General features: G+C 61.5%; 24 protein-coding genes. 12 read left to right on the plus strand and 12 right to left on the minus strand.

Going from position 1 to position 23,380, the window contains the following annotated elements; translation table 11 throughout:
* From ACODT0_RS30790 to ACODT0_RS30800, 3 genes are all read left to right on the plus strand, one after another.
* Positions 1-372 (plus strand): fumarate hydratase C-terminal domain-containing protein (locus ACODT0_RS30790; protein ID WP_489043015.1); only part of this gene is annotated, 372 nt, incomplete at its 5' end.
* A 364-nt stretch (positions 373-736) separates the two neighbouring features.
* Complete coding sequence (locus tag ACODT0_RS30795; protein ID WP_284454568.1) at positions 737-1,942, plus strand: MFS transporter; 1,206 nt, start codon at positions 737-739, stop codon at positions 1,940-1,942.
* A gap of 64 nt (positions 1,943-2,006) precedes the next feature.
* Positions 2,007-2,768, plus strand: a complete 762-nt coding sequence (locus tag ACODT0_RS30800; protein WP_284454563.1) for a glucose 1-dehydrogenase — start codon at positions 2,007-2,009, stop codon at positions 2,766-2,768.
* 7 nt (positions 2,769-2,775) lie between these two features.
* Here the strand turns inward: ACODT0_RS30800 and ACODT0_RS30805 are convergent, their stop codons facing one another.
* From ACODT0_RS30805 to gcvA, 4 genes are all read right to left on the minus strand, one after another.
* Positions 2,776-3,948 (minus strand): alpha-D-ribose 1-methylphosphonate 5-triphosphate diphosphatase, encoded by a 1,173-nt coding sequence (locus ACODT0_RS30805; protein ID WP_284454564.1) that lies wholly within the window; start codon positions 3,946-3,948, stop codon positions 2,776-2,778.
* Between the two features lie 71 nt (positions 3,949-4,019).
* Positions 4,020-5,621: an L-lactate permease gene (locus ACODT0_RS30810; RefSeq protein WP_057591481.1), complete on the minus strand. Its 1,602-nt coding sequence runs from the start codon at positions 5,619-5,621 to the stop codon at positions 4,020-4,022.
* A gap of 50 nt (positions 5,622-5,671) precedes the next feature.
* Positions 5,672-6,274 carry an HD domain-containing protein gene (locus tag ACODT0_RS30815; protein WP_284454565.1) on the minus strand — a complete coding sequence of 201 codons (603 nt, stop codon included), beginning with the start codon at positions 6,272-6,274 and terminating at the stop codon, positions 5,672-5,674.
* Positions 6,275-6,405: 131 nt separating this feature from the next.
* Positions 6,406-7,305 carry a transcriptional regulator GcvA gene (gene gcvA / locus ACODT0_RS30820; RefSeq protein ID WP_284454566.1) on the minus strand — a complete coding sequence of 300 codons (900 nt, stop codon included), beginning with the start codon at positions 7,303-7,305 and terminating at the stop codon, positions 6,406-6,408.
* 174 nt (positions 7,306-7,479) lie between these two features.
* Between gcvA and ACODT0_RS30825 the strand changes: the two genes are divergently transcribed.
* The 4 genes from ACODT0_RS30825 (at position 7,480) to ACODT0_RS30840 (ending at position 11,765) form a co-directional block, all read left to right on the plus strand.
* Positions 7,480-9,159 carry a Na/Pi cotransporter family protein gene (locus ACODT0_RS30825; RefSeq protein ID WP_284454567.1) on the plus strand — a complete coding sequence of 560 codons (1,680 nt, stop codon included), beginning with the start codon at positions 7,480-7,482 and terminating at the stop codon, positions 9,157-9,159.
* 34 nt (positions 9,160-9,193) lie between these two features.
* Positions 9,194-10,156, plus strand: coding sequence for a bifunctional enoyl-CoA hydratase/phosphate acetyltransferase (locus ACODT0_RS30830; protein WP_489043016.1), 963 nt, complete (start codon positions 9,194-9,196; stop codon positions 10,154-10,156).
* Between the two features lie 57 nt (positions 10,157-10,213).
* On the plus strand, positions 10,214-10,891 hold the full coding sequence (locus ACODT0_RS30835) for an SGNH/GDSL hydrolase family protein (RefSeq protein WP_489043017.1): 678 nt from the start codon (positions 10,214-10,216) through the stop codon (positions 10,889-10,891).
* A gap of 601 nt (positions 10,892-11,492) precedes the next feature.
* Positions 11,493-11,765, plus strand: coding sequence for a hypothetical protein (locus ACODT0_RS30840; protein ID WP_296724095.1), 273 nt, complete (start codon positions 11,493-11,495; stop codon positions 11,763-11,765).
* Positions 11,766-12,440: 675 nt separating this feature from the next.
* On the opposite strand, the gene ACODT0_RS30845 is transcribed toward ACODT0_RS30840, so the two are convergent.
* A complete protein-coding gene (locus ACODT0_RS30845; protein WP_057598578.1) occupies positions 12,441-12,743 on the minus strand; it encodes a putative quinol monooxygenase in 303 nt (100 codons plus the stop codon).
* A gap of 486 nt (positions 12,744-13,229) precedes the next feature.
* Here ACODT0_RS30845 and ACODT0_RS30850 point away from each other — a divergent pair, with 486 nt between their 5' ends.
* On the plus strand, positions 13,230-13,817 hold the full coding sequence (locus tag ACODT0_RS30850; RefSeq protein WP_413764941.1) for a lipocalin family protein: 588 nt from the start codon (positions 13,230-13,232) through the stop codon (positions 13,815-13,817).
* Positions 13,818-14,066: 249 nt separating this feature from the next.
* Here the strand turns inward: ACODT0_RS30850 and ACODT0_RS30855 are convergent, their stop codons facing one another.
* The gene (locus ACODT0_RS30855; RefSeq protein ID WP_489043018.1) at positions 14,067-15,599 is read right to left on the minus strand and encodes a sensor domain-containing diguanylate cyclase; all 1,533 of its coding nucleotides are present in this window, start codon (positions 15,597-15,599) and stop codon (positions 14,067-14,069) included.
* Between the two features lie 339 nt (positions 15,600-15,938).
* Here ACODT0_RS30855 and ACODT0_RS30860 point away from each other — a divergent pair, with 339 nt between their 5' ends.
* The 3 genes from ACODT0_RS30860 to ACODT0_RS30870 all read left to right on the plus strand — a co-directional run bounded on the left by ACODT0_RS30860 (position 15,939) and on the right by ACODT0_RS30870 (position 18,566).
* On the plus strand, positions 15,939-16,598 hold the full coding sequence (locus ACODT0_RS30860; protein WP_082322164.1) for a sigma-70 family RNA polymerase sigma factor: 660 nt from the start codon (positions 15,939-15,941) through the stop codon (positions 16,596-16,598).
* Positions 16,595-17,260: a ChrR family anti-sigma-E factor gene (locus tag ACODT0_RS30865; RefSeq protein ID WP_082322163.1), complete on the plus strand. Its 666-nt coding sequence runs from the start codon at positions 16,595-16,597 to the stop codon at positions 17,258-17,260. The genes ACODT0_RS30860 and ACODT0_RS30865 overlap by 4 nt, the downstream gene beginning before the upstream one ends.
* Positions 17,261-17,777: 517 nt before the next feature.
* On the plus strand, positions 17,778-18,566 hold the full coding sequence (locus tag ACODT0_RS30870; RefSeq protein WP_261217560.1) for a transglutaminase domain-containing protein: 789 nt from the start codon (positions 17,778-17,780) through the stop codon (positions 18,564-18,566).
* A gap of 207 nt (positions 18,567-18,773) precedes the next feature.
* On the opposite strand, the gene ACODT0_RS30875 is transcribed toward ACODT0_RS30870, so the two are convergent.
* From ACODT0_RS30875 to ACODT0_RS30900, 6 genes are all read right to left on the minus strand, one after another.
* Positions 18,774-20,018 (minus strand): MFS transporter, encoded by a 1,245-nt coding sequence (locus ACODT0_RS30875; RefSeq protein WP_489043019.1) that lies wholly within the window; start codon positions 20,016-20,018, stop codon positions 18,774-18,776.
* Positions 20,015-20,569 carry an isochorismatase family protein gene (locus ACODT0_RS30880; protein ID WP_296724069.1) on the minus strand — a complete coding sequence of 185 codons (555 nt, stop codon included), beginning with the start codon at positions 20,567-20,569 and terminating at the stop codon, positions 20,015-20,017. Before ACODT0_RS30880 ends, ACODT0_RS30875 begins: the two co-directional genes overlap by 4 nt.
* Before the next feature lie 12 nt (positions 20,570-20,581).
* Complete coding sequence (locus ACODT0_RS30885) at positions 20,582-21,034, minus strand: MarR family winged helix-turn-helix transcriptional regulator (RefSeq protein ID WP_409976602.1); 453 nt, start codon at positions 21,032-21,034, stop codon at positions 20,582-20,584.
* Positions 21,035-21,325: 291 nt separating this feature from the next.
* A complete protein-coding gene (locus tag ACODT0_RS30890; protein ID WP_489043020.1) occupies positions 21,326-21,589 on the minus strand; it encodes a hypothetical protein in 264 nt (87 codons plus the stop codon).
* Between the two features lie 388 nt (positions 21,590-21,977).
* Positions 21,978-22,244 (minus strand): hypothetical protein, encoded by a 267-nt coding sequence (locus tag ACODT0_RS30895; protein ID WP_261217566.1) that lies wholly within the window; start codon positions 22,242-22,244, stop codon positions 21,978-21,980.
* Positions 22,245-22,652: 408 nt separating this feature from the next.
* Positions 22,653-22,928 (minus strand): hypothetical protein, encoded by a 276-nt coding sequence (locus ACODT0_RS30900; protein ID WP_489043021.1) that lies wholly within the window; start codon positions 22,926-22,928, stop codon positions 22,653-22,655.
* A 28-nt stretch (positions 22,929-22,956) separates the two neighbouring features.
* Here ACODT0_RS30900 and ACODT0_RS30905 point away from each other — a divergent pair, with 28 nt between their 5' ends.
* Complete coding sequence (locus tag ACODT0_RS30905; protein WP_489043022.1) at positions 22,957-23,178, plus strand: hypothetical protein; 222 nt, start codon at positions 22,957-22,959, stop codon at positions 23,176-23,178.
* The last annotated feature ends 202 nt before the right edge of the window (positions 23,179-23,380 follow it).

A 23,380-nucleotide genomic window follows, 5' to 3' on the forward strand; every position in this document is an offset into this window, starting at 1 on the left:
GCCGGCCCGACCACCGCCACGCGCATGGACGGCTTCACCGAGATGATGCTGGCCCAGACCGGCCTGATCGCGATGATCGGCAAGGCCGAGCGCGGCCCGGTCGCGATCGAGGCGATCAAGAAGCACAAGAGCGCCTACCTGATGGCCGTGGGCGGCGCCGCCTACCTCGTGAGCAAGGCGATCAAGACCGCCAAGGTGGTGGGCTTCGAGGACCTGGGCATGGAAGCCATCTACGAATTCGACGTGGTCGACATGCCGGTGACGGTGGCGGTCGATGCCGGCGGCACCAGCGCGCACATCACCGGCCCGGCCGAGTGGCAGAAGCGCATCGCCAGCGGCGAATTCAAGACCATCACGCTGGAACCCGCTTGAGCCTCGCCGCGCGTCCGCAGCCGCCCGCTTCCGCTTCGCCCGTCGGCGTGTTCGACAGCGGCGTGGGCGGGCTGAGCGTGCTGGGTGCTCGCTGTCAAGGAGTGTCACAAAGTCATTGGCGGGAAACGTCGGGGCGCCCCAACATGTCCAGCCGCTCAACACCGTACGGCGCAAAGCGTTTCCAGGTGCAAGCAGATTGGGCCTCAACCCGGCGCAGCCATCATCGGGTCTGTTTCACCACAGGTTGAGGTCTGCCTAGCGCTCCAGATTCTCCCAGGTGGCCGATGTGAGTTTTCCTAGCAGCTGATGTGACATATCGTCGATGGTGTCGACGAAGGCGGCGCTCTAGCATCGCACCATGACGATGCCTACCGCAGTTTCGCAGCCGACTGAGGCGAAAAAGGCATCCAGCAGTCGCACCCGCGTGTTATGGGCGACCTGTGCTGCACATGCACTGCACGACGGCTACGGCGACATGATTTACGCGCTGCTGCCGATCTGGCAGGCGGAGTTCCAACTCGGCTATGCCTCGCTGGCGTTGGTGCGGGGCGTCTACACCGGAACGATGGCTATGCTCCAGCTCTCCGCAGGTCGTCTGGCGAGTTGGATCGGAGGCCGTGCCACGCTGGCGCTCGGGACGCTGCTCGCCGCGCTGGGTTATGCAGCGGCGGGCCTGTCGGGTGGCCTGCTTGGCTTGTGCGTCGCACTGGCCTTGTCGGGCAGCGGTTCAAGTACCCAGCATCCATTGGCTTCTGGTGCAGTGTCGCGCGCCTATGGCCGCAACGCCCGCGGCCCCCTCGGTATCTACAACTTTGCCGGAGATCTGGGCAAGGCCGCCCTGCCTGCGGCGATCTCGCTGCTGGCCACCATGATGCCGTGGCGTCATGCACTGTGGGCCATGTCCATGCTCGGTGGATTGATCGCTGCAGGTCTGGCACTTTGGCTTCCGTCAACACCTCGCGACCCGGCGATCGAAGACGTTGACGGCGCCGATGAAAAGAATCCGTCAGCCACCGGCTTCCGGCTCCTTCTGGCGATCGGTGTGCTGGACAGCGGCGTGCGCATGGGGCTGCTGACCTTCTTGCCGTTCCTGCTCAAAGGCAAGGGCATATCGACGTCGATGCTGGGCACAGCTCTGGCGATGGTCTTCATCGGCGGGGCCGCCGGGAAGTTCATTTGCGGCTGGCTCGGCCAGCGCATGGGCGTCATCGGCACCGTGCTCACAACCGAATGCGGGACTGCGGTGTGCATCCTATCCGTGATGCTGTGTCCCCTGATTCCCGCGCTGGCCTTGCTGCCGTTGCTGGGCGCGCTCATGAACGGAACTTCGTCCGTACTGTACGGCACAGTACCCGAACTGGCCCCCGGGGGAAATGATGAACGTGCCTTTGCGCTCTTCTACACAGGCACCATCGGCTCGAGCGCGATTTCACCGGTGTTGTACGGTCTCCTGGGGGATCGGGTCGGCATCCAGTGGGCTACATGCGCGACGGCACTGACTGCCATCACCGTGGTCCCATTGGCACTGGCGTTGCGCGCGCGTTTGACGCTCACCCAGCAAACGATCTGACGGCAGCCACTCGACGACGAGCAGGACCATCCTGCCTTCTTCTCACTCTCTGGAACTTCACCCCATGGAAAATGCTTCTCAGGCACCCGTCATCTTGATCACAGGCGGCAGCCGCGGCGTCGGTGCGGCCACAGCGCGTCTCGCAGCCGCGCAAGGCTATGACGTGGTGATCAGCTATCTCTCAGACGAATCGGCTGCCGATACCGTCATCGCGGACGTACGAGCCGCGGGCCGGCAGGGGTTGGCGGTGCGAGCTGATAGCGCAGATCCCGCGCAAGTCGCTCGTTTGTTCGCGGAGCTCGACCGGACATTCGGACGCCTCGATGTGCTCGTGAACAACGCCGCCATCTTGCAAAAGCAATGTCGACTGGAAGATCTCGACTTCGAGCGGATGCACCGCATCTTTGCGGTCAACGCCATCGGCCCGATCCTTTGCGCACAGCAAGCGATCAAGCGCATGTCAAGCCGCCACGACGCGCGAGGGGGATCGGTGATCAATGTCTCGTCGGCAGCCGCGCGACTTGGCAGCCCCAACGAATATGTCGACTACGCCGCATCGAAGGGCGCGCTCGAAACCTTCACGACCGGGTTCGCCAAGGAGGTCGCTCGCGAGGGCATCCGCGTCAACTGCGTTCGCCCGGGTCATATCTACACGCAGATGCATGCCAGTGGCGGCGAGCCCGGCAGAGTGGATCGTGTCAAGGACTCGATCCCGATGGGTCGAGGCGGCCAGCCCGAAGAAGTGGCGCGAGCGATCCTGTGGCTGGCCAGCGCCGAAGCCTCCTTCGTCACCGGCACCTTCCTCGACGTGACGGGCGGCAAGTAGCGGCTGTTCAACGCAGCGTGCCGCTTTCGAAGGCACGCAACGCGAAGCGCAACGCTCCCGCCACCACGCTGGCGACAACACGCGGCGGCCCGGGAACCGCGTCATCCACCAGCAGAAAGTCTGCCCGCTGCCCAGTCTCCAAGCGCCCCCGGTCCGTCAACCCCACCGCCGTGGCGGCATGGCGCGAGACCATGCTCCACGCCTCGGAGAACGAAAGCACCTCTCGACGTGCAAGGTCGAATGCAGCGAGCAAAGGCGACGGATAGTAGTAGTCGGACGCCAGCACATCGCACAGGCCCTTGCGGACCATGTCCTCAGCTCCTGGCGCCCCCACGTGACTGCCACCGCGCAACACGTTGGGCGCACCGAACACGATGAGGTCACCCGACGCCCTCGCCTCTTTCGCCGCACCCTCGCTCAGAGGAAACTCGGCCACATTGCAGCCCCAGAGGCTTAGCTGCCGCCGCTGCGTCGCATCCGTATCGTCATGCGACGCGACACTCAGTCCGGCTCGCCTGGCCTGTGCCACGAGCTGTGCCAACCCCGGCGCTTCGGGCACTGCCTGACTGGCCGCCTCTACGCGCTGAACAAAGGTCTGCACATCGCATTCCGCGCGCTCCGCGTACCGGGCGAGATGCACGGGATCGTCCAGCTTGGCCGCCAGCTGCGGCCAATGGTCATTGATGGACAGGAAGTGAACATGGCCAGCTTCGATCCATCGACTTGCGGCAGCCCACCCCTCCACGAATCTGGCTTCCAGTCGCAAGTGAAATCGGTGGTCGGCGCCCCATCGAACGCCGCGCTCCTGCAAGGCGTGAATCATTTGCTCGGCAACGGCCAAGCTGCGCAGCCCGCCTTCCCACGAAATGGTCACGCCGTGATAGGCCGTGGTGATGCCGTTGGCCAACAGCTGGGCGTCGACATCCGTGAGCGCCGTCACATGCGGCACTTGAACTCCTCCCCGGGGCCTGAGTGCCCGCTCGAAGGCATCGCCATGGATGTCAACGATGCCAGGCAGGACGAGCAGGTCGCCGGCATCCAGGAACGCATCGGACGACGCGGCCCTGCGCAGCAGCGTTTCGTCCACGGCGAAGGAGGCCGGCGCCAAGCCTTCAGGCGTGAGCACGCGCGCCCCTCGAATGCCAGCCAGCGGAGGATCGGTAGGAGTCGCGCGCAACATGCGGCGATGCTACCCGAGCTCCGCAAGCGAGGCGGGACAGCACCAAGCGCATCACGTCGTCGTGCGGGGAGTCAGTGACCAGGGATCATCCAGTGAAGATGGTTTTGTTGCAGCCATACCAACACACCCAGCAGAAGGGTCAGGAAGATGCTGTGCTTGAACGTGCGCGCGACGATGGCCCCCTCTTTGCCATGCATCCCCGTGGTTGCAACGCCGCACGCGATGCTCTGCGGGGAGATCATCTTGCCGAAGACGCCCCCGGTCGAGTTCGTGGCTGCCATCAGCGTGGGGCTGAGCCCCAGCTGGTTCGCTGCCACCACCTGCATATTGCCGAACAGGGCATTGCCAGAGGTATCGCTGCCGGTAAGGAAGACCGCGATCCACCCAAGAAAGGCAGACACGAAGGGGAACCATGGACCCACCGCCACGATGCCCAGGCCGAGGCTGTACGTCATCCCGGAATAGTTCATGAGGTAGGCCAGGCCGATGATCATGGCGACAGTGGCCACGGGCACCGCTGTTTGCCGCAAGGTGTCCTTCGCGGCGCCGAAGAAGTCCTTGACTGACAAGCGCATGACAAGAGCCGAGACCAGCGCAGCAACCAGCACCGCCGTACCGGTCGTCAGCGGCTGGAAGCTCCAAATCGCCGGGTAAGCCTTCTGGTACACCGTGATGTACACCGCCTTGTCGAGCCCGGGCCAGGGGATAGAGACTTCCCCGATCTTTCCGAGATTCGCGACGGTCCATCCCACGGCAATCACTGCGACGATCAGCCATGGATACCAACTTTGCCGACCTGTCACGCTCGTTCGGGCAATGCTCGCCCGGTCGATGTTGACATGGTAGTGAGCATCGGGTGCCGGCTTCCAGTACCGCAGAAAGGTCATCGTCACCACGATCGCCACAATCGCCGCCAGCACATCACAGATCGCATAGCTCAAGAAGTTGGCGGCAAGGAATTGGGTGATCGCGAAGCTTCCCCCCGCCACGAGCGCCAGCGGCCAAACGGCGCGCAAGCCTTTCACGCCGCTGTAGATCGTCAGCACATAGAAGGGCAGCAGGAAAGCGAAAAAGGGGAGCTGGCGCCCTGCCATCTGACCCAGCTCCGCGGCAGGCAGCCCGGTGACGGCAGCCAGAACCGTGATCGGCAGGCCCATGGCGCCGAACGCGACCGGAACCGTATCGAAGATCAGCATGAATACCAGCGCATCGAGCACCGGAAAGCCGAGCGTGACGAGCAAAGCGGACGTGATGGCAATGGGCGTACCAGTCCCCGCCACGGCCTCCAAGAGCGAGCCGAAGAGAAAACCCACCACCAGGAGCACAACCCGTCGGTCGTTGGGTACGTTGTCCAGCACCCAAACACGAAAGGCATCGAGCCGTCCCGCTCGTATCGTCATGTTGAACAAAAAGATCGCCGCGACCACCACCCACATCACGGGCCAGACCGCCAACACTGCACCGAGGGCCACGGCGTTGAAGGCCATGCCGACAGGAAACTGCCAGCCGTAGACCGCAACGGCCAGACCTACGCCCAGGCCAGCGAGACCCGCCTGCCAGCCAGGTCGCCGTAGCACGCCGAGCATCAGCAGCACGGTCGTGATCGGAAGTGCCGCCACGATGAAGGTGGGCAGCAGTGCGCCGCCGATCGGCATCGTCAATTGATGAAACATCTTGTCTCCTGCACTCGCGCGCTCGCGCGAGCTTGCTTTTTGGTTTTTGTTCAGTGCGCCGCGCGCGTTTCGCGGTGCTGCGCGTAGATTTTCGAGAGCATCGAAAAGTAGTGCTCGAACGGGGGCGTCTTGACGCCGGGCACCTTGGCCGCGTCATCCCAGCGGCGCAGCCGCATGGCGTCGAGGGCGAAGGGGCGATGTTGGAAGGAATCTGCCTCCTCCTTCGTGTAGATGCCGCCCTGCAGCTTCAGCGTGTGAATGGACAGCGGGCTCAGCTTCGCGCGGTATGTCGGATCGATCGCGCACAGACAGCGCTTGGCCTCGACGTGCAGACCGATGGGATCGACCACTGCGCTTGGGAGAACGGGGCGCAAGAACGGCAGCGCCACGTACTGATGCAGGTCGTCACCCGTTCCAAAAGGCGATCCGTCGTCCGAACTCGGCGCCCCTTCTTCATGCTGCTTGCTCAGCCCGATCAGATGCCCCAGGTCGTGCAGGAATGCCGCGACGATCAGCTCCTGCTCGGCGCCTTCGGCTTCGCCCAGATGGGCGGTCTGCAGTGCGTGCTCCAGTTGCGTGACTGCTTCCTTGCCGTATGCCCTTGAGCCGTACGCGTCGAATAACGCCCGAATATCTTCAAGCTCCAAAGCCATGCTCGCTCCTTTTTCTCAGGTGTATGAAACGAGCGATGCTATTTTTCGGAGCCGTCTGGTATCAATCGATTTAAGTTGAGACAGGCCTGTGAGTTTTTTTGAACGCGCCCCTGGACCCGGCCTGGTTCCAGCTAGCTCGCAACCACTGGACCCGTGTTACCGACATCCACGAGCCAGGCACAGAAGGCCTCCACCGCGGCGTCACCCTTGGTTCGCTCCGGGCAGTACCAAAAGTAGCTTCTGGCCGGCAGCGCGTACTGCGGCATGACGTACTGCAGCCGCCCTTCGTTGACGTCATCGGCCACCAAGGCCGTCGGACCGATGGCAACGCCCACGGCGTTGACGGCGGCCTGGATGGACAGGTAAAGGTGCTCGAAGGTCAGTTCGCTGCGGCATTCGATCGTCTGGCTGCCCACTGCCGAAAACCAGTTGGACCAAAGCGCCGGCAGGCTGCTGGTGTGAAGCAGCACATGCTGCTTCAGGTCACTGGGCTGCTGGATCGGTGAACGCAGCAACAACTCCGGCGCCGCGACGGCGATCCGTTGCTCGTCAAGGAATCGCCCAGAACGAAAGCCATGATGACTTTCCGGGCCGCCGGTCAGGAACACTTCGAAGTCGTTGACGCGAGGCGGCATGGCATCGGCCGCGATCGACAGCCGGATCTCGACATCGGGATACCTTCTCTGAAAATCCGGCAACCTGGGTATCAGCCAACGCATCGTGAACGTCGGCAAGGACTGCACGCGGATGATGCGGGTCGTCTGCGGCCGCCGGATCTGGTCAGCCACGGAGGCCAGGCTGTTCAGCATGGCATTGACCTCGGTGTGAAAGCGCATGCCATCGGCCGTGAGCTGCAGCCCGCGCGGTAGCCGCAGGAACAAAGCGGTGCCCAGCCATTGTTCGAGCACCTGAATCTGCCGGCTGATCGCGCCATGCGTCACGCACAGCTCATCGCCAGCCTTCGTGAAGCTGAGGTGGCGCGCGGCGGCGTCGAAGGCCTTGATCGAATTCAGCGGAGGTAGGGCTCGCATGGCATGCATCAGAACTGAGGAGGACGATCAAAAAGCATACATCCGTTGGTCTGCATAAAAACTCACCCGGCATGTGAGCAATGGTCGATTGATCGTGAAGCCCCCGAAACCCACAATCGCGGCCTCCTTCACTGCGCCTCTCACAGGCCCGACGCCCTCCGTCGTGTCACCTCGATGATCCACTTGCTGAACCTTCTCGCTGCGATCGCTCTGCTCGTGTGGGGCACGGGAATCGTGCGCACCGGCGTCATTCAACTCTTTGGTGCCAACCTGCGCGATGTTCTCTCGCGCAGCCTGAGAAATCGCTTTCTGGCGATGTTCGCGGGCGTGACGGTGACAGGCATCGTCCAGTCGAGCACGGCCACGGCGGTACTCGTCTCATCGTTCGTCGGCAGCGGCCTGGTCGGCCTGCCCGCTGGATTGGCCGTGATGCTCGGCGCGGAGGTCGGCACCAGCCTGATGGCGGTGGTCTTCTCCTTCGACCTGTCCTGGCTTTCACCGCTGCTCGTGCTTGCGGGGGTCGTGCTCGTCACCGGCTCAGACAAGCGACCGCGCGCCCGCGTGGGCCATGTGCTGATTGGCTTCGGGCTGATCACGCTCGGGCTGCAACTGATCGTCAGTGCGACCCAGCCCCTGCTCGCCTCTGCAACGTTCCGCAGCTTGGTGCTCGCGCTGCCCGACGATGTGCTTCTGGAGATCGCCGTCGGCGCCCTGCTGACGATGGCGACCTATTCAAGTCTCGCCTTTGTGCTCCTGACCGCGACATTGACGGCTTCGGGCGTCCTGCCGATGCCAATGGCAATGTGCCTCGTGTTAGGCGCGAACATCGGTAGCGGAATTCTGGCGCTGCTCACCAGCTCGGGACCACGTGCGATCCGCATGCGGCTCCCGCTCGGCAGCCTGCTGTTCAAGCTGCTCGGATGCGCCCTGGCAGTGGTCATGCTCCCCCAGATTGAACATCTGCTGCAACAGAACTTCTCGAGCTTGCATACCCAGGTGATTGCCTTTCACCTGGGGTTCAACCTCACGCGGGCCGTGCTTCTGATCGGGCTGACGGGACCGATGGCGAAGGTTGTCGAAACGCTGCTGCCCACCCCTGCCGCGCCGCTCGGCGAGATTCGCCCGCAACATCTCGATCCTGCCGCCTTGGCGACCCCTTCCCTTGCGATCAGCTGTGCGGCTCGCGAGGCCCTGCGCCAAGCGGATCTGGTTGAAGCCATGCTCACCGGCATTCTTCCGGTGCTTCGCAACGCCGACCTCACGCTGGCCGAGCAGTTGCGCAAGATGGACGACCGCGTCGACGAAATCTGCTCGTCGATCAAGTTCTACCTCACACAGATCCCTCGCGATGCGTTGCCGGAGAAAGAAGGACGCCGCTGGTCGAACATTGTCTCGTTCACCATCCACATGGAACAGGTTGGCGACCTCGTCGAGCATGTGATCCAAGACCTCGAGGACAAGCAGATCCGCAAGGCCAGCCGCTTCTCGGATGCCGGGATGGGAGAAATCGCGGATCTGCACTCGCGATTGATCGCCAACCTGAGACTGGCGATGAGCGTTTTCCTGGACGGCCAGGTGCACGATGCGAAAGCACTGCTTGAGGAGAAGGCTCGGTTCCGCGAGCTGGAACACGCGTATGCGGCCAACCATCTTGCACGTCTCCAGATGCAGACGAGCCAAAGCATCGAAACGAGCTCACTGCACCTCGATCTCATCAGCGATCTCAAGCGCATCAACTCCCTCATCTGCTCCATCGCGTATCCGATCCTCGAGACAGCCGGCGCGTTGACAAAGACACGGCTGCGTCATTCGAGCGCAGTGCCGGCGACCTCCGCACAGGAACCCGCCGCCTGACCGGCACTCCCGGCCATCTTCAACGTCGCACTCTATGACCACCCCCAATTCATCGCCTACCTGCGTCGTCGGGCAAAGCAGCAGCACCTTTCTCGACGACCTGCTCGCGACCGCGCGTCAGAGCGGCCGGCGGAAGATCGCCATGGTGTTTCCCTGCGACACAGCCGCGCTTGAGACAGGCTCTCGGCTGGCCGAAGAAAACATCGCCGACGTGAGCTTGTTCGGCCCGCGCGATCGTCTGCTTCAGCTCGGGGCGCGCGAAGGCATCGATCTGCAGCGATTTGAATTGATCGACACCGGCGCCGGCGCTGCGTCGGCTGCTCAGAAAGCTTGCAAGCTTGCAGCCGCAGGAAGCCTCGACATGTTGATGAAGGGCTCACTCCATACCGACGAACTGATGCGCGCGGTGGTCGCGCGCAACGACGGGCTGCGCACGCAGCGGCGCATTTCTCATGCCTTTGTGCTTCAAGTGCCGGGCCGCCCATCGCCGCTGATCATCTCCGACTGCGTCGTGAACGTGGCACCGACGTTGGGCGAGAAGGTGGAAATTCTTGAACATGCCATTTATTTGGCAAGAGCGCTCGGCATCGTCCGGCCAAGAGCTGCCGTCATCTCCTTCACCGAATCGGTCTTACAGGGTGCCCCGAGCACGCTCGATGCCGCAGCCATTGCGAAGATGGCGCAACGCGGTCAGATCTTCGATGCGGCTGTGGATGGTCCGCTTGCCTTCGACAACGCGGTGTCCACGGCATCTGCGACCGCCAAGGGCATCGACTCATCCGTCGCCGGCAGAGCAGACATTCTGCTGATGCCGAACCTCGAAGCTGGCAATGCCCTCTACAAGTCCCTCGTTTACATGGCTGGCGCGTCGTGTGCCGGTGTCGTGCTGGGAACGAAAAGGCCTGTAGTCCTCACCAGCCGCACGGACAGTCTCGAATCCAAGGTGTACTCGGCGGCGCTGGCAAGCGTGCTGCTGCGAGACGAATGCACACCCTGATGAGCTGGGCGCCCATGCTCGTGAGGCAACACCCGCTTTGACAAAGACGGTCAGACCATGAAGCAAATCCTTGTGTACGGGGACAGCATAAGTTGGGGCATGGTCCCCGGCACCCGCGAACGTTACGCCTTCGACCAACGGTGGCCGGGTGTTCTGGAATCCGCACTTCACAGCGCCGGTTTGCGGGAGATTCGCATCGTGGAGAACTGCCTTCCCGGCCGAAAAACAATCTGGGACGATCCATTTCGTCCGGGCCGAAATGGCGCGTCAGGTCTCGGCGAGGTGATCGAGATGTGCTCGCCACTGGAGTTGGTGATCATTCAATTGGGAACCAACGACTTCCAGGCCCCGTTCGGCATCAAGGCCTGGGCAGCCGCCTCCGGCGTCGGAAAGCTGGTTGAGACCGTACGCCAAGCCCCGGTGGAGCCCGGCATGCCCCGGCCTCGCATCCTGGTCGTCGCGCCGCCGGAGATCATTCAGCCAAAGGGCGGCAACGAGAAGAAGTTTGAAGGTGCGGTCGAGCGAAGCAAAGGGTTCGCCGCGGCGTTGGCGGAGATGGCGGCGACGAAATCTGTTCACTTCTTCGACCTGAACCCCATCACGGGCCGCAGCGAAATCGACGGAATCCATCTTGGTGCCGACCAACATGACGTCGTCGGAAAGGCGGCCGCGTCGGTCGTGCGTGAGCTGATCGTTCAAGCAAAGGACATATCTGGCTCCGCGTGCGCGAGATGAGGAGTTGCCCTTGCCAGCCAGTCCGTGCGGCGCTACAACTTTCCTGAAAGCATGAGTCGCAGTCGGATGCGAATCGAACCACCGCAACGGCAAGGCTCAGCTCGACCTTGCAAGCCGATCCTTCAAAAGGACTCGCCCATCACCGCGTGATGCGGTCAAAAGAGGGGGTGTGGAAGTCCAGAGCGCCGAAACACGAGCATTCAAGAGCCGGCGAAACGAGGACAGCCTAGAGAGAGTTCGATCGCGCAGCTCTTGACATTTCCCTGCAGCTTCGGCGTTCGCATACGAAGGTCGCGGGTCACGGGCGACACGGGATGTCGCACAGCCCTCACGGCTGCCCTCGCCGCATCACAAATCACGAGCAACAAGGGCAGGCGCAGCATGAAATTCATGTCGACGGGCGCCGTGCAAGATCGGCAGCTCATCTCGCATGTGGCGGTCTCGCCTTCGGCACCACTGCGCGAGGGGTACCACAGACCCGAGTATCTTCGTCAGCTCAGACGAAAGAAGATGGGCCGGGCCCTGGCGTGTTCGGAACGTGGGCCCCCTCTTGCAGTAAAGTCGGAGTTCCTCAACACGGAACCCGCAAGGCAGGCACACAATGGCCACACCGGATGAGGCAACAGAAAACGCGTCAGCGGCCAGCGTTCTTGGAACGGAGATCGCGCTGACCGCCGCTCTACGCGCTCTGATCAAGGCGCATCCGCATCCAACCCTTCTCGCTGACGAGTTCGTGCAGCAGCGACAGTTTTCGCAAGCACAACTCGAAGCGAGCTCGCTCCATGAGAAAGCACTACAACGGTTCGAGTTGACTTGGGCGCTGATACTTCATAAGGACCCGGCGCAGGAAGTACGTCTCGTCTCGGAGCTGTAGAGCAAGCGGGCATCTGGTGACCCGTCCTCAGGCTTTCCGCTCAGCGGAGGGACGGCTGACGCCTCTCATGGAAGAATCGCATGCGACCGCAGCGGGAGCGAAATCGCTCGGCCGCACCAAGAGCCCTGGACGGAGCAAAGTCTCGTCCAGCGGTTGCAGCCATTCCTCAGGTGTGCGTTGGCTCAGACGCTTTTTCATCGGACAACCGCTGCACCCTGTCGATTTTTGCGTTTGGCGTCGGCATGGAGCTTACTGGCCTGCAGCGAACATGACTGCCGGCACCTTCCTTCGCGATCCCCAACGGGATGGGCTTACGCCTCTACCTTCGCCATAAGAGCCCGCCGTGGCGGATCGATCATGCAGCGATCGCTTGTAACCCAAAATTCCGCAACTTGCCGTAGAGAATAGCCTGATCGTGACTTCTCCTTGCCGCCACCATGGGCGTCCTGCGATGAGCCGCATCGATGCGCTGTCACACTGTGCATAAAGTCGGTGTAGCTACGCTCCGGCGCACAGCGACTGCGTGCGCACGTAGTCCGCGCACTGGGAGGCGGAAACGCCCACCACGGCCACTTGTTCGCCAATACGCCTGCGCATCAACATTCCTATGCACGACGGCTTCAGCGTGTAGTGCGCGGCGAAGGTCTCTCGACCATCGATTTCCGGGAGAGATATTCAGCCGGGTAACTTTGCCGCGAGCACGTCAACTCTCTGAATGGACGGCGGTTCGGAAAACAGCTCACCTGCCTGTGCCATCAAAGCCGCCGCAACCTTGCCAGAAAGATGGGCTTGGCGGCCTGCTTCGTCCGGAAAGGCGTCGAAGATTCCGAAGGTTGTTGGCCCCAGGCGAATGCCAAACCAAGCGGTAGTGGCAGGCTCTTGCATGACGAGGGGAAGACCGCTCAGAAGAAAATCTTCGACGTCTTTCTCCTTCCCGGGCTTCGCTTCCAGGCGAACGAATAACGCGACTGTGACCATAAGAGGCTTTCTTTCGTTAAACGCGACTGGTGTGGGCGCGTTGGGCAGAGCAGTCTGCGCCATTTGATTGACCATGTCGCGAACAACCTTTCTTCCATGTCAGCTTCACGGCATCGAGAGCCGGAGCTGACACCCACTGGGGTCGCATAAAGTGATGATTCACGCGGACAGCCGATGCGTCGTTACTAGCGGGGCTGATGGGGACGTGCGCAGGTCAAGCGCCTTATCGTCGAGCTAATCGATAGCCATGCGTAAGCCCTCCAGCGCGAGCCGCCTTACCCCCTAGACAGGTTCTGGCAATGGCCTCATCTTCTGGAAGGCTACCCCTCCCGACGACCTCGGCAGGGCAGGACACGGGATTCGCCCCAGGTTGATGGAGCGTACCAGGCCAATGCGCTGAGCGGGCTTGCAAAGCCGCGGGGCGCCGTCCGACGTATCCAGCGCGCACCGACCCGTACTTTGCACCAAACTTCCGGACCCGCCCCTATGCAGCACCTCTCTCCGCGGCTGGTCAAGCCGACCGTACTGCTTGTTGCAGCCTTATGCGCGACGCTATTCGTCGCCAGCTGTGCTGTCTCACCGAATGTCAAGATCCGGCCGGTGCCGCAGGTCGACCTGCACCGCTTCGTTGGCGACTGGTATGTCATCGGCAACATCCCTACGCGTCCCGAGCGCAACGCATTCAACGCGGTCGAGTCGTATACGCTGCAGCCCGACGGCAGAATCGCCACTCGGTTCCGCTATCGTGAAGGCGCCTTTGACGGCGAGCTCAAGACGATGAACCCGATTGCCACTGTAGTGCCCGGGACCAACAATGCGGTTTGGGGCATGCAGTTCGTCTGGCCGATCAAGGCCGAATACGTGATCGTCGACATCGACAGCGATTACCAGCTGACCATCATAGGTCGCAGCGACCGCGACTACGCTTGGATCATGGCGCGCACGCCGCAAATCTCCGAGACGTCCTACCAGAATGCGGTGGCGCGTCTGAAGGAACTCGGCTATTCGGTGGACAGCCTCCGCCGTGTGCCGCAGCGCTGGCCGGAGACGCCTTCAGCGGTTGCGCGGCCGTAGCGCCTCAGGAGTTCCCTGCCAGCAACAATCTCAGCTCGCGCCACGAAGCCAAAACTGCACTCACCGACTGGACTTGCCAGCTCGACGAATGGGCAGCTTCAGCCAACGGCCGATGTTTAGCCCGTGGATTTCAGAGTCATCTAATCGTCCAGTCGATGCGACCACCTTCATCCAGTCAAAGCGCCCGAAGGAGGATCGACAAATCGCGTCGTCCAATCCTACCGACAACGTGGCACCGATGGACGCTGCTCACTGGTCTTGGCTTCGCGCTTCAATCTTGTAGCTGACCCATCCCCAATAGTCGTCTACGGTTTCTCTGCGCCGTACGGCTTCTTGCCAATGCGGCCGAGTGAATACAGGATGCTGATTGACCGGCAGAGCATACTTGTCACGCAAGGCTTCCGGACTGAGAGGCTCATCGTCGGCCCGGATATCCGTGACAACTTGGAGATCGTCGACTCCGTCACGGACATAGGGCCAGCTCAACTCAAACATGACACAGTCGCGACCGGCCGACTTTGCTTTCCATAGCGAGTCATCTGCTTTTTTCAAAGAAACTGACTGATTCCGATATTCGGTCAATGGAGCAACCCCAACCGAGACGGTGATACGCAAACGCTGCGCTCCGATCCTAAAATGGCCTTGAGAGAACGCGCGACGCAATTCCTCGCAAACCGCTAGCACCTTGGCAACCTCCATGCCGCGAAACACCATTCCGAACTCCTCTCCACCAAGTCTGGCAACACAGATGTCGTCACCTTGATGAACCTGGAGCATTTTTGCGGCTTCGACCAATACGACATCTCCTGCATCATGCCCATAGCGATCGTTGACGGCCTTGAAGAAGTCAAGGTCGAATATTGCGACAGCCGCTTGCGCACCTTCAACGACTGCTTGCTGAGCACGTTCAAGCTGTACTCCAAATCGTCTTCTATTGGCCAAACCTGTCAGCGAATCCGTTTCCGACAGCTCGACCAACTGGCGATTTAGCGCCGAAAGCTCTGAGTGCGCCTGCTGCAGCGCTCTCTTCCGAGAAATCACGTCGGTCACATCAGTCCAGATGCTGACCAGTTCATCTTCCCACCATTGTTCTTGGATACGATAGAAGCGACCTGACCGCGCCTGAAGTGTCACCGGGTGATGCAGCGGCCCTTCAACTTCGCTCAGGCACAACTTTTCGAACTCAGCGTCGCGCTCGAATATCTCGTGAAACTTCTTCCAGTAGCTCGCTTGGGTAACTCTTCGTTCAATTGCTGGAACACCCCGAATTAGACTGAGAAAGTGTTCCGAGAAAAATCTCGTATTCACGTAGCGCAGACTTCCATCGGCATCATGGACCGTGATGCCCACGTTCACCGCCGCAATAAGTCGATGCAAAAGTTCGCTGTCCGTGCCGGGTGCGATTTGGGTACTGATGTCTCTCCATAACTTGAAGCGCCCACCTTCCGGCAGCAAGAACATGCGAAGCTCGAGCCATCGGCCGTCGGCCCGCTGATACTGGATCGGTCCCTGTTCGTTCAGGTGCCTCGACATACCATTTTCCGTCGCCTCAACCATCTGCTCCGGCGTCGACGCCGGATGCTGTAGCCGCAGAAACGCCTTCAACGTTTCCTCGAACGTCGTTCCCACCCGGATCCAGGAAGCGACTTCCGGAAAGAACTCCGTATAGAGAGCGTTCCAACCGGTGATGCGATTCTGAGCGTCGTAACAGCACACGGCGCATCCGCCATGAACCAACAACGCCTGCAGCAGTGCATCAGGAGGGGCTTGAAGAGACGACATTGAGGGATTCCAAGCAGAGGGCCGCCAGGGCCGCGACGCCAAATCTTCCCAGATTCCCAGCGACACTCAACCTCGGCGCAACGGCGTTTCAAGCAGCTTCGGCCTGGCGACACCCGGCCGGTTTTCATGTCAGGGCGCGGCACGCGTCCAGCGCACCGCCACAAAGGCGCGGCTGCCGCGCCGTTGATGGTGCGCGCACAAGCGCAAACGACGGCCACCGGAAGTTCGAGCGCGGTCAGCCTCTCCGGAAAATGGCTTGCGCAGCTCGGTTGTTACAATTTCCGCCTGCCGTCATGGCTCACTTGTGATCCAAGTAGGCTTAAGGGGCGTATATGAGGCATGAGCGCCGTTCAAGAAGTCGTAGTGCCCGAACCCGACACGGGCGTGTCCAAGCTGCCTTGGCTGTCTGTCGTAACCAAGGTGCAACGACGAGGTACCGTGCCAACCAGCGAACAACTCAATGAGTGGGTGGAGGCGGTAGCGGCGACCAATAGCCGACAGGCGTTTGCCGCTCTCTTTAAGCATTTTGCCCCTAGGGTCAAGGCTTACATGATGCTCTGTGGCTCTTCGGAGACGTCCGCCGAGGAGTTGGCGCAGGAAACGATGGTGAGCCTTTGGCGAAAGGCCAAGCTCTTCGACCCGAAGCGAGCGGCATTGTCCACATGGATCTTCGCGATCGCAAGGAATCTTCGGGTGGATTCATTACGGCGCGACAGCGTCCCCTTGGTGCCAGACGAAGAGGATCTGGCGACGCAGTTGGTTGACCCTGGTCCGGCCCTGGAAGAAGGTGTGTGGACTGGAGAGAATGCAGTACGCATTCGACTGGCTATGTCGCAGCTTTCTCCAGAGCAGAAGCATCTGCTGAGCCTGTCATTTTTCAAAGATCACCCCCATCCAGAGATCGCGCAAGAGCTTGGGCTTCCGTTAGGCACTGTGAAGTCGCGCATTCGAAGGGCGCTTGCGCGCCTGCGCGAGTTGCTTGAAGGAATGCAACAATGATCCGCCATCATCCCGCTGACGACCTCTTGCTTTCACTCGCCGCGGGAACGCTCTCCATCGGCGCAACGCTCGTAGTGCGCACTCACATCGAGACCTGCGCTCAATGCCAGGAGCGCCTTGGACTCTTCGAAGCAGTCGGCGGGGTCATAGTTGAGGACCTGCCGCCTGCATCTCTTTCGGCGCAAGCACTGGCACGAACACTCGCGGCGATTGATCAGCCAGCGTCGGTTCACAAGACGCCATCTTCGCGCACCTTCGAACGAGGTGAGCGGCCCTCGCTGCCTGCCGGCATGGCGTGGCCTCGCGCCCTAGAGGCCTGCACCTCAACCCCCTGGAGATTTCTCGCTCCTGGCATGCGATGGAGCAGACTTCGCCTTCCTTCACATCCGGATGCAAAGCTATTCCTGTTGCGCATCGGCTCGGGCCGCAGCTTACCTTTTCATACCCACAATGGCACCGAGCTAACCCAGGTGCTTCACGGCGCTTTTGCAGACGGACGTGAGGTATTTGGCACCGGTGACTTTGATGCCGCAGATCACAGCATCCATCATTGTCCAACCGTCGCACCCGGGACCGACTGCATCTGCTTCGCCGCAGTCGAAGGCAAGATGCGATTTGATAGTCCGATTGCACGCGCAATGGCCAGCCTGATCGGGATGTAAGTTTCGGCAATAGTGGGAGGGCAAATGGATTTCAAATTTTTGCTTTCTCCTTTGCATTGATTTCCCAAAGTACAAACGACCTCTTGTTCTGGCGACAGCCTCGACAGCTTGAAGCAAGCCAGCGCAGTAGATCACGGGGGAGATTTTCCGACGCCCCCATCAGTGACCGGTGCGGTGCGTGTCTATCTCGCATACTCGCCTCCTCATCGTCTCGTGCGAGAGGGATCTCCAGGCTTCAGCGGCCGACATCACATCGGCCTCTAGCGATCCATCGCGCGACGGCTTCACCTGGCAGGGCACGAGTTTTGCTCTGGCAATGCGTAGGTTAATAACCGCGCGCATGGCGGATGAACTAGATGCCCAAGCTTTTGCGAATCAAAACGCTGGTGAAAACTCGATCTTCGCTGACAGAAGCAGCACCCTGCAAAGGCTACAACCAGGGCTGATTCCCGCGCGCCCAACTTTCAAATCCACTCTCCACTGAGAAAGAACTATGCGACTTCACGCCACATGCAAGATGAGAGTGCAAGCAAGTAGTGACTGCCCTGTCGTCGCGATGCTTCGCCCCCGCAGTGGCGATGCGCAGTGGATGGTCAGTGAGCGCTACGAACTTCAGCCGTGGGTGACAACCACGGAATACGTCGACGTGTTTGGCAACCTGTGTCAGCGCCTCACCGTGCCAAAAGGCGAGATGCGCATCGAGGTTGAGATGATCATGGAAGCCGAGGCTGCGATCGCCGTCGCGCCCGATGCAGAAGCAGTAGCGGTCCGCGACCTGCCCTCGGACACGCTGCAATACTTGCTTCAAAGCCGCTACTGCCCTTCTGACAAGATGGAGGACCGTGCGCTCCAGATCGTCGGGGACACCAAATCGGGCTATGCCCAAGTCGAAGTCATTCGACGCTGGATCCACGAACACCTTGAGTACAGGTATGGCGTGAGCGATGGATCCACGGATGCGCTCGACACCCTTTCTGATGGCGCAGGCGTGTGTCGTGACTTCTCACACGTGGCTATCGGCATGTGCCGTGCCCTGCGCATCCCCGCCCGCATGGTGGTCGGTTACTTGTACCAACTCGAGCCCATGGACATGCACGCCTGGTTCGAGGCTTTCGTCGGCGGGCGGTGGTATACCTTCGACGCGACGCAGGCAGAACCGCAAGGCGGTCGAATCGTCTTGGCCTATGGGCGCGATGCGGCTGATGTTGCGTTCCTCTCGAACTATGGGCCGCTTGAAGTCACCGAGATGGCAATCTCAGTCGACGAACTGAAAGCAAATACTTCTACCGCGGCGTTGTCGAGCTAGCAACAGCGCGCCATTCTTACCAAGGTGTGCAACACATGCTGAAGCAGCGGACACTTCGCAGACCAGTTGTTATGCAGGCCGGAGGTTGACAGGACACCGGCTCGCCGCACCTCAGCGAACCTGCGTGGGTAGGCATCGGGCGACCACGCGAAGCACCCGCGCCACAAGCTCCGCCCTGTCGGCGGCGCAGCATTGCTTCCACTTGTCCTATGGCTCGGGGTTTTCCTGGGAAGCACCCACCTGCGAGGACCGGTGGTACAGCGACAGGTAGCGCCACCCGACGATAGCCGCGGCCAGCCCCGACAGCGCCGCCACTCCCATCGCCCAACGCGCCCCAAACGCGTCGGCCACCCAGCCGACCAGGGGCGCACCCATCGGCGTGCAACCGAGCAGGATCGCCAGCAGGATCGCCAGCACGCGCCCGCGCATGGCGGGCTCGGTCGACAGCTGCACCCAACTGTTGACCGTGGTGGTGAAGGTTTGCGCGGCCACACCCACCACGATCAGCGTCATGCCGAAGAGCCAGTAGCCGGGCATCAGCGCGGCCAGCGCGCAGCCCGCGCCGAAAACGGAAGCACCCACCACGAGCACGCCCATGCGCGGCTTGTCGCGCCGCGCGGCGAGCAGTGCGCCCACGACGGAGCCGATCGCCATGATCGAAGACAGCAGGCCGTACTGGTGAGCGCCCGCATGAAAGACGGTGACCGACATCGTGGAGATGAAGATCGGGAAGTTCAAGCCGAAGGTGCCGATCAAAAAAAGCATGAACAGCACGGCCTTCAGGTCGGGGCGCCGCCAAACGTAGCGAAAGCCCTCGAGAAAACTGCCACGGGTGCGCACCGCGCGCTGGCGCAGATGGAGCTCGTGCACGCGCAGCATCCTCATCGCGCCGATGACGGCCACGTACGACGCCGCGTTGATCACGAAGACCCAGCCCGTGCCGACCGCGGCAATGAGCACGCCTGCGACCGCCGGGCCGATCATGCGCGCGACATTGAACGACGTGGAGTTCAGCGCCACCGCATTCTGCAGATCGATCTCGGTGACCAGTTCCGACACGAAAGTCTGGCGCGCCGGCGCATCGAAGGCGGCCACGCACCCCAGCAGCAGCGCGAACACGTACACATGCCACAGCTGCACGAGGCCGGTGAGTGTCAGCAGACCCAATCCGAGCGCCAACGCACCCATGGTGGCCTGCGTCACCATCAGCAGCTTGCGCCGGTCGAGATGGTCGGCCGCCCAGCCGGTGAGCGGCAGTAACAGCAATTGCGGGCCGAACTGCAGCGCCATCACGATGCCGACCGCGGCGGCGTTGTGGCGCGTGAGCTCCGTGAGCACGATCCAGTCCTGCGCGGTGCGCTGCATCCAGGTGCCCACGTTGGACACTGCCGCGCCACCGGCCCACACGCGGTAGTTGTAGCCCCGGAGCGATCGGAAAATGCTGCTGCTCACCGAGCAAGCAGGTCGATGATTTCCTGCGTGGTGCCGGTTTCACCCAGGCGCGGAAAGATGCGGGCGATGCTGTTGGCGTGAGCATCGGCGTTCATGTCGGTCATGGCGTCGATGCCGAGCGTGACGTTGAAACCCAGTTCGTAGGCCTGGCGTGCGGTCGACTCCACGCCGATGCTGGTGGCAATGCCGACGATCACGACCTGCGTGACGCCCAGCGCCTTCAGGTGCGATTCGAGCCCGGTATTCGTGAAGGCACCCCAGGTGTTCTTGGTGACCAGGTGGTCCCCGGGCTGGCGATCGAGTTCAGCGGCCAACTCGGCCCAGTCGGCGGGCAGTTCGCCGCCGGGGCGCTGCTGCTGGGTGCGGCCCTTGGCACCGCCTGCCACGTTGACGAGCACCACGGGCAGGGCACGTTGGCGGAAGGCAGACGCCAGGGCGCTGGCGCGCTGCACGATCTCGCCGGTGGCATGCGCGACGGGCAGCGCGAGGATGCCCTTTTGCAGGTCGATGACGATGAGGGCGGTTTGGGGATCGAGGGTGGTGACGGGCATGGTGGGTCGCCTTCAATCTTCGGCGAGGCGTTTGAAGAGTTCGATGGACGCCGCGAGCGCTTCCTGCTCGCGCGGGGCGAGCCTGGTCTGGATCACCTGGAACAGCCAGTCCTCGCGCGCGGCGCGGGCGTCCTTGATCCATTGGCGAAAGACCGGCGTGACCGACCAGATGGTCTGGCGTCCATCGGCCGGGTCGGGCGCACCGCTGACGAGTCCGGCCCCTTGCAGCGCGGCCACGGTCGCGCCCATGGATTGAGGACGCACCCCCACCGTGCGCGCCAGCGTCGTCACCGTGGCCGGACCTTCGCGCTCGAGATGCAGGAGCACGGTCTTCTGGGAGCCCGTGAGATCGCCGGCATGCGACTGCTCGCGCAGTCGCCGGTTGAGCTTGGCCACCAGCATGCGCAGTTCCGCAGCGAGAGTGTGCGCGCGTAGATCGTGAGGGGCGCTTACCGGCTCATTCATCAAGCCATGCTAGCCGATACAAAGTCAAACTACAAAGTTTTCCTTCATAGATTTCTTAGCCTTTGATGAGGAGCATTAAGGTGAAGGACCGCTGTTCAACTCGACGAGCCTGCCAAGCTCAAGCCCGACATCGAGGGCTTCAGTGACGCGGTCAGCACCCGAAAAGCGTTCTCTGACTGGTGCATCGGCGCGGCGCGGGTGCGCCGCAGTTCCTCAAATCAGAGCCTGTCCCCTTCCCCTCGTCTTTTGTCGTAAAAAAGGGGGCCATCACCCGAGGCAGGATTGCCAAATCTATTCCCAGGCCGGAATCGGAGATGCAGACAGCAGCATACGGGCCTGGCGCCAGTCCCTCGAGCGCCGTCGGACTGCCAAGCGCAACCTCAACGGGTGCGTACGCAGCTTGATCGCCCCTCCGCCGGGCATTGCATCGCGTGGGTTGACCAAAACATTCAAGCTGGCCGCCTCAAGTTGCGTCACGTCGATCTCCAAATTCCCCGCGTTGGGCGCCAGGTCGAATTCGACATAGATCAAATCACCGAGAGTGCGCGCGGCCAACTCGGACATTCCTTGTGCCACCGCGTTGATCCCTACCACTCGGCCGCGCAGTCTTTGGCGCCTCGAGAAAGCAAGCTGCTGCTGGTCAGCGTTGATGCTTTAAAGATTGTCGAACGCAGGCTCTCAACCCCTCGACGAACGGTGCCCTCTTCGAGCATGCCCCTTTCCAACTTCACCTCCGTATGTCCAGATGACCTGACATCACCTGAAGCAGGTTACTGAAGTCGTGCGAGATACCGCCTGTGAGTTGCCCGAGAGCCTCCATCTTGTGCGCTTGTGCGAGTGCTTCCTCGGCGTCGCGGCGACGGCTGGCATCGAGCTGGGACGCAAAAAAGAAGACCGCCGCGGCGCGCTCGACAATCGACCGCGCCGTTTCAGGCCGCAGCATTCAAATCGAAGGGCGGGCTTCTTCCTTGTGCCTGATGCAGTATTCCAAAGCGGCCTCAAGCATGGGCCAACTGGCGAAAACGTACACACGTTCCACCTTGTCCCAACGCCCCCCAAATTCCTTGAGCGTCAGCGCGAGCCCTGAGAAGCTGCCCAGAAGAGCGGGCTTGAATTGCCCATAGAGTTCACAGTGATCGGCCACGGTGCACCCGAGGCGCGCCGCGAGGCCCTGCACACGGTCCGTACCGTTCGGAGGAGGAAGAAGCATGTATCCATTCTCGCAAATGCTTTGTCTGCTGGCTTGTCTCGCTGCGTCTCCCCACGGAGGACCTACCGAGCAACGCGAACGGGTGCTGCGAACGCCAATGAGAGCCTGCAGAAAAAAGACGACAGCGAACTTTCCTTTGGTGTCACCTCGAAAAGCGTCTGCACGTGCGAGCGTCCACGCTGCTGCCGGCACAAGGCTGAGCAGCGCTAACCGCGCTCGCCAAGCACTCAGACTCGTGCATCGAACTACGCCCCTGCGCGTCGAGAAAGGCCTGTCCCTTTCGCATCCGACCGGCGGAAGAGCGCCCTTTCGAGCTGGCTGGACACTCAGAGTAACGACGCATGGAGCGACCGACCATGATGATCTCGAGTCGAGAGCAGATGGGGGCCCAAGCATTCTCCGACCAAGCTATATCGGCTTGCCCATGGACAGGGCGGCTCTTCCTTGAGGCGTGATGCGGAAAATGATGACGCTAGCGTCCGCAGGCGGGGCGCCGACGCCTGGCAACTGGGCTTTGATCAATTCGGCCGCTTCGAGAACAATCGAATTTCGAATATCTGCTTCGTCATGAAGCTCGAGCGGAAACCTGGCGTCCTTGATGCGACGCAAAAAATCCATTGGCATGCCAGCCTTCTCCAACGGGCACGAAAATCTACTAAATCCCTGTGCGCTCAGCAATGTCATTTTACGTATGCCGTCTCTCTATCTCTCAATGACCGAAAAGCTGTCGGCCCATTGGAAGGCCCACGCCAATGCTTACCCGCAAAAATTTCTGATGACGCGCGCACAGCACGCGGAATACGTGCGCGTGCTGAAGCTCTGCGGCTCGAACAAGAGCGACTTTTTCACCCACATGGGAGTGCCGATCGAGATCGCTGAGGACACTCCCGGGTTGATGGTGGCGGCCGACGGCGTCGAGGTCTCGTTGCTGTGATGGCGCTTTCCTTTTGCTGGAAGCATTCGCGCGTGCTCACGAGGTCCTCACCCGAACAGCGTGAATGACCGTTGGTAGACATCGCGGCCGATAGTTAAGAGTGAATCTGCAGGCACATCGCTGCGATTGATGTTTCCGAGCAGGGCGAACTCTAGGGTCAGCATGGCCGGCAGGCTCGCAGTGACCTACGGTCCATGAAGGC

It is taken from the genome of Variovorax sp. FG153 (assembly GCF_057809595.1).

Coding starts and splice junctions, on each gene's coding strand:
- ACODT0_RS30810 (WP_057591481.1), bottom strand. CDS start 5,621: ATGTTTCATCAATTGACGATGCCGATCGGCGGCGCACTGCTGCCCACC.
- ACODT0_RS30850 (WP_413764941.1), top strand. CDS start 13,230: ATGCAGCACCTCTCTCCGCGGCTGGTCAAGCCGACCGTACTGCTTGTT.
- ACODT0_RS30870 (WP_261217560.1), top strand. CDS start 17,778: ATGAGAGTGCAAGCAAGTAGTGACTGCCCTGTCGTCGCGATGCTTCGC.
- ACODT0_RS30860 (WP_082322164.1), top strand. CDS start 15,939: ATGAGCGCCGTTCAAGAAGTCGTAGTGCCCGAACCCGACACGGGCGTG.
- gcvA (WP_284454566.1), bottom strand. CDS start 7,305: ATGCGAGCCCTACCTCCGCTGAATTCGATCAAGGCCTTCGACGCCGCC.
- ACODT0_RS30880 (WP_296724069.1), bottom strand. CDS start 20,569: ATGCCCGTCACCACCCTCGATCCCCAAACCGCCCTCATCGTCATCGAC.
- ACODT0_RS30865 (WP_082322163.1), top strand. CDS start 16,595: ATGATCCGCCATCATCCCGCTGACGACCTCTTGCTTTCACTCGCCGCG.
- ACODT0_RS30895 (WP_261217566.1), bottom strand. CDS start 22,244: ATGCTTCTTCCTCCTCCGAACGGTACGGACCGTGTGCAGGGCCTCGCG.
- ACODT0_RS30840 (WP_296724095.1), top strand. CDS start 11,493: ATGGCCACACCGGATGAGGCAACAGAAAACGCGTCAGCGGCCAGCGTT.
- ACODT0_RS30830 (WP_489043016.1), top strand. CDS start 9,194: ATGACCACCCCCAATTCATCGCCTACCTGCGTCGTCGGGCAAAGCAGC.
- ACODT0_RS30835 (WP_489043017.1), top strand. CDS start 10,214: ATGAAGCAAATCCTTGTGTACGGGGACAGCATAAGTTGGGGCATGGTC.
- ACODT0_RS30795 (WP_284454568.1), top strand. CDS start 737: ATGCCTACCGCAGTTTCGCAGCCGACTGAGGCGAAAAAGGCATCCAGC.
- ACODT0_RS30845 (WP_057598578.1), bottom strand. CDS start 12,743: ATGGTCACAGTCGCGTTATTCGTTCGCCTGGAAGCGAAGCCCGGGAAG.
- ACODT0_RS30815 (WP_284454565.1), bottom strand. CDS start 6,274: ATGGCTTTGGAGCTTGAAGATATTCGGGCGTTATTCGACGCGTACGGC.
- ACODT0_RS30885 (WP_409976602.1), bottom strand. CDS start 21,034: ATGAATGAGCCGGTAAGCGCCCCTCACGATCTACGCGCGCACACTCTC.
- ACODT0_RS30805 (WP_284454564.1), bottom strand. CDS start 3,948: ATGTTGCGCGCGACTCCTACCGATCCTCCGCTGGCTGGCATTCGAGGG.
- ACODT0_RS30900 (WP_489043021.1), bottom strand. CDS start 22,928: ATGACATTGCTGAGCGCACAGGGATTTAGTAGATTTTCGTGCCCGTTG.
- ACODT0_RS30825 (WP_284454567.1), top strand. CDS start 7,480: ATGATCCACTTGCTGAACCTTCTCGCTGCGATCGCTCTGCTCGTGTGG.
- ACODT0_RS30800 (WP_284454563.1), top strand. CDS start 2,007: ATGGAAAATGCTTCTCAGGCACCCGTCATCTTGATCACAGGCGGCAGC.
- ACODT0_RS30905 (WP_489043022.1), top strand. CDS start 22,957: ATGACCGAAAAGCTGTCGGCCCATTGGAAGGCCCACGCCAATGCTTAC.
- ACODT0_RS30855 (WP_489043018.1), bottom strand. CDS start 15,599: ATGTCGTCTCTTCAAGCCCCTCCTGATGCACTGCTGCAGGCGTTGTTG.